This is a genomic window from Microbacterium sp. Bi128 (genome assembly GCF_918698205.1).
In genome coordinates this window covers 1-8355 of sequence record NZ_CAKKMM010000163.1, presented here as the reverse complement: position 1 = coordinate 8355, position 8355 = coordinate 1, and the positions used below count along the sequence as shown (strand labels likewise).

The following is an 8355-nucleotide window of genomic DNA, read 5'->3' as shown; positions in this document are numbered from 1 at the left end:
CTCCGCGACGATGCGGCCGGCGTCGAGCACGTATGCCCGCGAGCACAGCTCGAAGGCGAGCCCGACCTCTTGCTCGATGAGCAGCACGGCCGTCCCCCGGTCGGCGTTCAGCTGGGCGAGGTGCCGCACGAGATCGGCGGCGATGAGCGGGGCGAGCCCGAGGGAGAGCTCGTCGATGACGAGCAGGTCGGGCTCGGCCATGAGGGCACGACCCACCGCGACCATCTGCTGCTGCCCGCCCGAGAGGGTGTCCGCCCGCTGGCGCCGCACCCGGCGGAGGTCGGGGAGCAGGTCGTACACGGCGTCGGTGTCGCGGCGCCGTCTCCGCCACGCCCCGAGGCGCAGGTTGTCGTCGACGCTCAGGTCGCCGAACATCTGCCGCCCCTCGGGGACTTGGGCGACGGTGCCGTCGACCCGCACGGTGCCCGATGCCGGACGCACGAGCCCGCTGACGGCATCCACGAGAGACGTCTTGCCCGCGCCGTTCGGACCCACGAGGGCGACCAGCTCGCCCGCACCGACGTGCAGCGACACCCCGTCGAGCGCCGTCGCCGCTCCGTAGCGGACGACCAGGTCGGTCACGTCCAGCATCATGCGGCCGTCTCGCTTCCCAGGTAGGCGGCGATCACCGCGGGGTCGCGGCGGATCTCGTCGGGCGTGCCGTCGGCGATCAGCCGACCGAGGTCGAGCACCGCGATGCGGTCGGCCAGGGCTGTCACCATCGCGACGTCGTGCTCGACGAGCAGAATCGTGATGCCGTCGGCGTGGAGCTCGCGCAAGAGGGCGCGGAGGTCCTCGCGCTCGTCCGCCCGGAGCCCGGACGCGGGCTCGTCCAGCAGCAGCACCCTCGGCCGGGCCGTCAGGGCCCGCGCCACCTGCAGCCGGCGCTGCTGCCCGAGCGGGAGCTGCTCGGCACCGCGGTCGGCCCAGTCCGCGAGACCGACGCGCTCGAGCGCGGAGCGGGCATCGGCCATGATCTCGGTCTCTTCCCTCCGGTGACGCGGAAGCCGGAGGGCGGCCTCCACCGCCCCCGCCCCGGTGCGCGCGTGCGCGCCGACGGCGACGTTCTCGCACACGGTCATGCTCGGGAACAGCCGCGCCCCCTGGAAGACGATCGCGATTCCCCGGCGCGCCCGGCGGTGCGCGGGAAGACGATCGATGCGCTCGCCGTCGAGACGGATCGTGCCCTCCTGCGGACGGAGGTGACCGCTGATCAGGCCGAACAGCGTGGACTTGCCCGCCCCGTTCGGTCCGATCACCCCCCGCAGCTCGCCGGGAGCGACGGAGAAAGAGATGTCGCGATTCGCGTAGACGCCGCCGAAGCGGCGGGACAGACCCGACACTTCGAGCCCTGCGGACGGTGCGGTCGTGTTCACTGGGGCAGCTCGGTCGCGAACTTCTTCGTCGCGTACTCGGTCGGAACCCACGCGCCGCCGGTCACCTGGAAGATCGCCAGGGACGTGGCATCCAGGCCCATGTGGTCGGTGGGGCTGTAGGAGTAGTGCCCGTTCGAGGTCAGCAGGTCGGTCTGCTCGAGCGCGTCACGGACCTTCTGACGGTCGGTGGAGTCCGCACGGTCGATCGCCGAGGCCAGGAGCTCGACGCCCGAGGCGCCGCCGAAGGCGAACTCCGGAGGGTACGCGCCGGCGTTGGCCTCCATCCAGGGCTGGGCGACCGCCATGACCTTGGTCTTGTACGCACCGTCGGGGAGCGCCTCTCCGGCCATCGCCACGGTCGCCGCGGCGATGACGCCCTCGGCGGCGTCACCCGCGGGCTGAAGGTAGAGGTCGGAGGCCTCGGCTCCCGTGAAGTACGTGTCGATGCCCTTGCCGGCGATCTGCTTGGTGATGATCACCGGTGCCGGACCCGCGCCCCAGACGACGAACGCATCGGGCTGCGCGGCGACGACCTTCGTGATCAGCGGCGTGAAGTCGGTGGCCGTCTGGTCGTACGCCTCGTCCAGGACGACCTGGATGCCGGCTTCCTCGGCGAACTGCACGGTCGCCTTGTCGCCGTTCCCGCCGTACAGGTCGCCGCCGGTGTAGCCGATGGCCAGGGTCTTCACGCCCTGCGCGACCCAGTAGTCCACGAGCGCGCGGGCGTAGACGGCGGGAACGGGCGGCGAGGTGAAGGCGTACGGGTTGCTGCCGTCGGCGAACGCGTCGACCGGGCTGAGCGCGATCGTGGGGATCTTCGCCGACTGCGCCGTGCTGCCGACCGCGGTCGCCGCCGACACGAAGCTGCTGGCGAGCATCGCCGAGTAGGACGGGTCGGAGGCGAGCTGGTTGAACTGCTTCACCGATTCGGTGACATCGGCCTTGTCGTCGACGACGGTGAGCTGCACCTGACGCCCGTCGATGCCGCCGGCGGCGTTGATGTCGGCGACGACGCGCTCGGCCGCCTCTTTGTCGCCCTGTCCCAGGGCCGAGAGGAACCCGGTCAGGGGGACGACCATGCCGATCTTCACCGGCCCCGAGGCGGAGCCGGGTGAGGTGGCGGTGCCGCCGGAGCAGGCGCTGAGGGCGAGGGCGAGGGCGGCCGTGGCGACCACGGGGACGGTTCTGCGCATGGACTTCTCCTGGTTCGTCGTTGAACACGGACCCACTGGGGTCGGCGGCCATTGTCGCGGGGCGGAGAACGGTCCCGTCTATCCGTGAAATGACGTAATCGGCGGCCGAACCTCGCCGTGTCCGACGCGTCCCGCACATAATGAAAGCCACCGAGAGCAAGGACGCATCGCCGTGATCAGAGAGCCGCGCAGCGAGTTCGTGGGGCGTCGACGCGAACTGGAGTCCCTGGCCGGCGAGCTCGCCCACGCCCGGCTCGTGACGCTCACCGGGGTCGGCGGAGTCGGGAAGACCCGGCTGGCGGTGCGGGCGGCGAACGCCCACGCGTTGCGCACGTCCACGAGCGTGTTCTTCGTCGGGCTCGACGCGGTGAGCGACCCGCGTCGGGTCGCCGAGGCCATCGCGCACGCGCTGCCGTACGGCGAGCTCTCGGCGCGCGGACCGCTGGAGTTCATCATCGATGTCCTCAGCGGAGAGACGGCGCTGATCGTGCTCGACAACTGCGAGCACCTCATCGACGCGGTCGCCTCCGTGGTCGACGATCTCCTCGACGCGCTCCCCCGGGTGACGATCGTGGCCACGAGCCGGCGTCGGCTCGACGTCGACGGAGAGCAGGTGTTCGCCGTTCCGCCGCTGACCACCGACGCCGCCGGCGACGAGCCGGCGGACGCGGTGGCCCTGCTGGTGGCACGCGCCCGCGCGGGAGATTCCGGATTCGCCCTCGCCCCCGCGGAAGTGGCGGCGGCGGCGCAGCTGTGCCGAGCCCTGGACGGGCTGCCCCTCGCGATCGAGCTGGCCGCCGCACGTCTGCGCACGCTCTCCGTCGTCGAGCTCGGACGTCGGCTGTCGCAGAGGTTCACGCTGCTGCGCGCCGGTACGCGCGCGCCGGTCTCGCGGCAGCGGACGTTGCGCGCGGTGGTGGACTGGAGCTACGAGCTGTGCACCCCTGCGGAGCGGGGGTTGTGGGCGGCGCTGAGCATGTTCTCCGGGCCGTTCGATCTGAAGGCCGCCGTCGCGGTCGCCGGCGGAGACGACGCCGCCACCGTCGACACCCTCGATCAGCTGATCGAGCAGTCGGTCGTCGAGGCCGACCGCGACTCGGGGAGGTTCCACCTGCTCGAGACGATCCGCAGCTACGGCCGCGACCGCGCGGAGGAGGCCGGGGACCAGCCGCGCCTGGTCCGTCGCCACCTGGAGCACTACGCCGGGCTCGCGCGTCTGGCCCGCACGCACTGGTACGGCCCCGCGCAACGCAAGATCCTCGGCGGCCAGCGGGCGGACCGGGCGGAATTGGATGCCGCGCTGCGCACGGCCGTCGCGCTGGACACCGACCGCGCGCTGGAGCTCTTCTCCGATCTGCGCTACCACTGGGGCGTCGGCGGTTTCCTCACGGAGGGACGCCGGTGGGCGCGCCGGCTGCTTGCCCTGCCCGGGGGCTCTGCCTCCGCCCGGGTGCCGGCGCTGCTGGTCGCGGCATGGCTGTGCGTGCTCCAGGGGGCGCTGGAGGAAACGCAAGCGCACCTCGACGATGCGCAGGCGCTTCTGCCTCTGGTCCCGGAAGCCGAGGTGGGGCTGTGCGAGGTCGAGTTGCGCCGGTGGAACGGCAGCCGGGCGCTGTTCGCGGGCGAGGGTGAGCGCGCCCGCGACGAACTGCTGCGCTCGATCGGGCTCGCGCGGGCGCTCGGACGCCCCGAAGAGGCGCTCGTCGCCCAGTTCCAGCTCACCGTGACGCGCACCCAGCTCGGGCTCGCGGATGCCGCCGCCCCCGCGCGCGAGGCCTTGCGGTACGCCGAGTCCATCGACGAGCGGTGGGTGCGCTCGCTGGCGATGTGGGCGATCGCCCTGGCGCTGTACGCCGACGGCGACCTCGACGAGGCGGAGCGCCACGCGCGTGACGCCCTGGTGCTCGAGGAGGGCATCGACGACCCCGTCGGAGACTGCCTGGTCCTGGAGCTGCTGGGCTGGATCGACGCCGCCCGCTCCCCCACCGAGCGCACCGCTGTCCTGCTCGGCGCGGCGCTCAGCTGGTGGCGGCGGATCGACTCGGGCATCGCGGTGCACGGTCCGCACATGGTCGCGCAGCACGACCGGTGCGTGGCGGTCGTCCGACAACGGCTCGGCGACGAGGCGTTCCAACGCCTGTCGGCGATCGGTGAGCGACTGTCGCCCGCCGAGGCCGCGGCGTTCGCCGGAGCACCCGGCCGTCCCGCGGCGGGACTGAGCGCGCGCGAGAGCGAGGTGGCCGCCGGCATCCACGAGGGTCTCAGCAACCGGGAGATCGCGGAACGCCTGGTGCTGTCGGTACGCACGGTCGACACGCACGTGCAGCGCATCCTCGCCAAGCTCGGGTTCACCTCCCGGGCGCAGATCGCGGCCTGGTATCAGTCGACGTTGAGCGCCGTTCGGTAGTCCTACGGATACCGTCCGTTCGCGGCGGGACGGAGACTGGGCGCGACGACGTCGAGGTCGTCCCCGTCCGAGGAGCGCACGCATGACCCTTTCCCCTCCCCGCATCCTTCTCGTCCACGGGGCCTGGGCCGGCCCCTGGGTGTTCGACCGTCTCGCCGAGGAGCTGCGCGGGCGCGGCTTCCTCGTCGCCACCGTCGCCCTACCGACGATCGGCAGCACCGTCGACATGTATGCCGACGCCGCGGCGATCACCGAGAAACTGGATGCCGCCGACGGACCGGTGACCCTGATCGCCCACTCCTACGGCGGCATCCCCACGACGCAGGCGGGCGACCACCCGGCGGTGGAGCGGATCGTCTACGTCGCGGCGTTCGCCCTCGACGCCGGGGAGACCCTCCAGCAGGCCGTGGGCGGCGGATTCCCGGAGTTCTGGGGCGTCGCCGACGGCATGGTCTCGATGGGCCGGTCCCGTGCGGAGCGGATCGCCATGGTGGCCGCCGATCTGCCGTCGGACGCTCCCGCCGATCTCGCGGCGCAGATCGCCGACACGTTCCAGCCGCAGTCCCTCGCGGCGTTCACGACACCGGTGACCCGCGTCGCCTGGCGCGCGAAGCCGACGACCTACGTTCTCACCGAGCGTGACGCGCTCGTGCCCACGCCCTTCCAAGAGCACCTCGTCGCGCGCATGGGCGCCGACGTGGTGCGCGTACCCACGGGGCACACGCCGTTCGAGGACGACCCGGTGTGGTTCGCCGGCGTGCTCGCGGACGCGCTCGAGACCGCGGAGACGAACCGATGAGCGCTCTCACGGCCCCCGCGATCGCGCCCGGTCGCCTGTTCATCGGCGGGCAGTGGCGGGATGCCGCCGACGGCGGCCGCATGGACGTCCTCGCTCCGTCGACGGGCGAGAAGATCACCGACGTCGCCCGCGCGACGGTGGCCGACGTCGACGCGGCCGTCGCCGCCGCCCGCGCCGCCTTCGACGACGGACCCTGGCCGCGGATGTCCAGCCGGGAGCGGGCTCGCGTCCTGCAGCGGGCCTACGTGCTCATGCGGGAGCGAGCCGAGGAGCTCGCCCAGGCCGAGAGCCTCGACGTCGGCAAGCCCATCACCTTCGCCCGCGTCGTCGATGTCAACAACGCGGCCGAACTGTACGAGTACTACGCCGCGCTCGGGCACCGGCTCGACGGGGACGTCCGCGAGATCACCGCCGACGTGCACGCATACGTCCGGCGCGAACCCCTCGGGGTGGTCGCCGCGATCACCCCGTTCAACTTCCCGCTGATCCTCTCCAGCACGAAGATCGCCCCGGCCCTGGTCGCCGGCAACACCGTGGTGCACAAGCCCGCGAGCGACACTCCGCTCACGGCCCTGCTCATGGCCGATCTGCTGCGCGAGGCGGGCGTGCCCGACGGAGTGTTCAACGTCGTGACCGGACCCGGCGCCGCCCTCGGCGACCACCTCGTGGCCCACCCGGGCGTCGACAAGGTCGCGTTCACCGGGTCCACCGAGATCGGGGCCCACGCGGCGGCGCTGGCGGGACGCAGCCTGAAGCCGTTCACCGCCGAGCTCGGCGGCAATGCCGCGAACATCCTGTTCGCGGCCGCGGATCTCGACCGCGCCATCCACACAGTGATCTCGGCGTTCGTCTTCAACGCCGGGCAGTTCTGCATGGCGGGCCCACGTCTGCTCGTGGAGCGCTCGGTCTACGGTGTCGTGCTCGGCATCCTGAAGGACGCCGTGCCGCAGGTGCCGTTCGGCGACATCGCCGACCCGGCCACCGTCGTCGGTCCGCTCGCGAGTCGCGTGCAGCTCGAGAAGGTCGCGAGCATGGTGGAGCGGGCCCGAGCGACCGGCGCGCGGGTCGTGACGGGCGGTCACACCGTGGAACGGGACGGCGGCTTCTTTTACGCCCCCACGGTCCTCGCCGATCTCGATCCCTCCGCCGAGATCGTCGTCGACGAGGTGTTCGGGCCCGTCCTGACGGTGCAGCCCTTCGATACGGAGGACGAAGCGATCGCGCTCGCCAACGGGACGCGGTACGGCCTGGCCAGCGGCATCCAGACGTCCGACCTCGCGCGGGCGCACCGCGTCGCCGCGCGCCTGCGCGCCGGGATCACGTGGGTGAACGGCTGGGCCGTGCTCGACCCCGCGGTGCCGTTCGGCGGCGTGAAGGCGTCGGGGTGGGGCCGCGAAGGCGGTCCCGAGGCGCTGGAGTCGTACCAGAAGGCGCATTCGATCGTGTTCGACCTCGGTGGTCGGGCATGACCGCGGGGCGCGCCGCGATCATCGAGGCGCCCGAGCGGATCGTCGTCGCCGACGTCGAGTACGCCGATCCCGGGCCCGGAGAGGTCCTGGTCCGGCTCACCGCAACGGGGCTCTGCCACACCGATCTCGGGGTGCTCGCCGGCGGCATCCCGTTCCCCACCCCGGGGATCATCGGGCACGAGGGGGCCGGACGCGTCGAGAAGGTCGGGCCGGGCGTCACCGCAGTCGCGCCCGGGGATGCCGTGCTGTTGAGCTTCACCTCGTGCGGCGCGTGCGACTCCTGCGTCAGCGCCCACCCCGCCTACTGCGACACGTGGCTCCCCCGGAACCTCCTCGGTGGCATCCGGCCGGAGGGGTCGGCGGGGGTCACCCGCGGCGGCGAGCCCGTGGCGGCGCACTTCTTCGGGCAGTCGTCGTTCGGGACGTACGCGATCGCCGACGAACGCAGCCTGGTTCCCGTCGCCGACGACGCCGACCTCACCGTCCTCGCCCCGCTCGGATGCGGGGTGCTCACCGGCTTCGGGTCGATGTGGAACGTGCTGGATCCCGGACCCGCCGACGTGGTGGCCGTGTACGGGGCCGGGGCCGTCGGCCTGTCGGCGATCATGGCGGCGGCGATGCGGGAGCCGGCCCGGATCATCGCAATCGATCGGGTCGCCGCACGGCTCGATCTCGCCCGCGAACTCGGCGCGACCGACACCGTAGACGCGTCGAGCGAGGACGTCGCCGCACGTCTCGCCGCGCTCACCGGGGGACGCGGCGTCACCCTGACGTTCGACACCACCGGTCATCCCGGGGTCGCGCGCACCGCGCTGGATGCCGCCGCCGTCTGCGGAACCGTCCTCGTGTGCGGCGCGCCGCCGCCGGGCACCGAGATCGCCGTCGACATCCAGGGCATCCTCACCGGCAAAGTCCTGCGCGGCGTCACGATGGGCGACACCGAGCCCCGGGATCTCATCCCCCGACTCGTCGCGCTCCACGCCGAGGGGCGCTTGCCGCTGGAGAAGCTCGAGAAGCGCTACGCCCTCGACGACATCGCGAGCGCCATCGATGACATGCACAACGGCAGGACCGTCAAGCCGGTGATCGTGTACTGAGAGCACCCGGGTGT

At 72.4% G+C, this 8355-nt stretch carries 7 protein-coding genes; 4 read left to right on the top strand and 3 right to left on the bottom strand.

Annotation, left to right across the window (positions count from 1 at the left end; translation table 11 throughout):
• From LQV45_RS12900 to LQV45_RS12890, 3 genes are all read right to left on the bottom strand, one after another.
• A partial coding sequence (locus LQV45_RS12900; RefSeq protein ID WP_230007374.1) for an ABC transporter ATP-binding protein occupies positions 1 to 591 on the bottom strand: 591 nt, incomplete at its 3' end.
• Positions 591 to 1376 (bottom strand): ABC transporter ATP-binding protein, encoded by a 786-nt coding sequence (locus tag LQV45_RS12895; protein ID WP_230007373.1) that lies wholly within the window; start codon positions 1374 to 1376, stop codon positions 591 to 593. The genes LQV45_RS12900 and LQV45_RS12895, both read right to left, overlap by 1 nt.
• Positions 1373 to 2569: an ABC transporter substrate-binding protein gene (locus LQV45_RS12890; protein WP_230007372.1), complete on the bottom strand. Its 1197-nt coding sequence runs from the start codon at positions 2567 to 2569 to the stop codon at positions 1373 to 1375. The genes LQV45_RS12895 and LQV45_RS12890 overlap by 4 nt, the downstream gene beginning before the upstream one ends.
• Positions 2570 to 2741: 172 nt before the next feature.
• Between LQV45_RS12890 and LQV45_RS12885 the strand changes: the two genes are divergently transcribed.
• The 4 genes from LQV45_RS12885 to LQV45_RS12870 all read left to right on the top strand — a co-directional run bounded on the left by LQV45_RS12885 (position 2742) and on the right by LQV45_RS12870 (position 8341).
• Positions 2742 to 4976 (top strand): LuxR C-terminal-related transcriptional regulator, encoded by a 2235-nt coding sequence (locus LQV45_RS12885; protein ID WP_230007371.1) that lies wholly within the window; start codon positions 2742 to 2744, stop codon positions 4974 to 4976.
• A gap of 82 nt (positions 4977 to 5058) precedes the next feature.
• A complete protein-coding gene (locus LQV45_RS12880; RefSeq protein WP_230007370.1) occupies positions 5059 to 5775 on the top strand; it encodes an alpha/beta hydrolase in 717 nt (238 codons plus the stop codon).
• Positions 5772 to 7244, top strand: coding sequence for an aldehyde dehydrogenase (locus tag LQV45_RS12875; protein ID WP_230007369.1), 1473 nt, complete (start codon positions 5772 to 5774; stop codon positions 7242 to 7244). The genes LQV45_RS12880 and LQV45_RS12875 overlap by 4 nt, the downstream gene beginning before the upstream one ends.
• Complete coding sequence (locus LQV45_RS12870) at positions 7241 to 8341, top strand: NAD(P)-dependent alcohol dehydrogenase (RefSeq protein WP_230007368.1); 1101 nt, start codon at positions 7241 to 7243, stop codon at positions 8339 to 8341. The genes LQV45_RS12875 and LQV45_RS12870 overlap by 4 nt, the downstream gene beginning before the upstream one ends.
• The last annotated feature ends 14 nt before the right edge of the window (positions 8342 to 8355 follow it).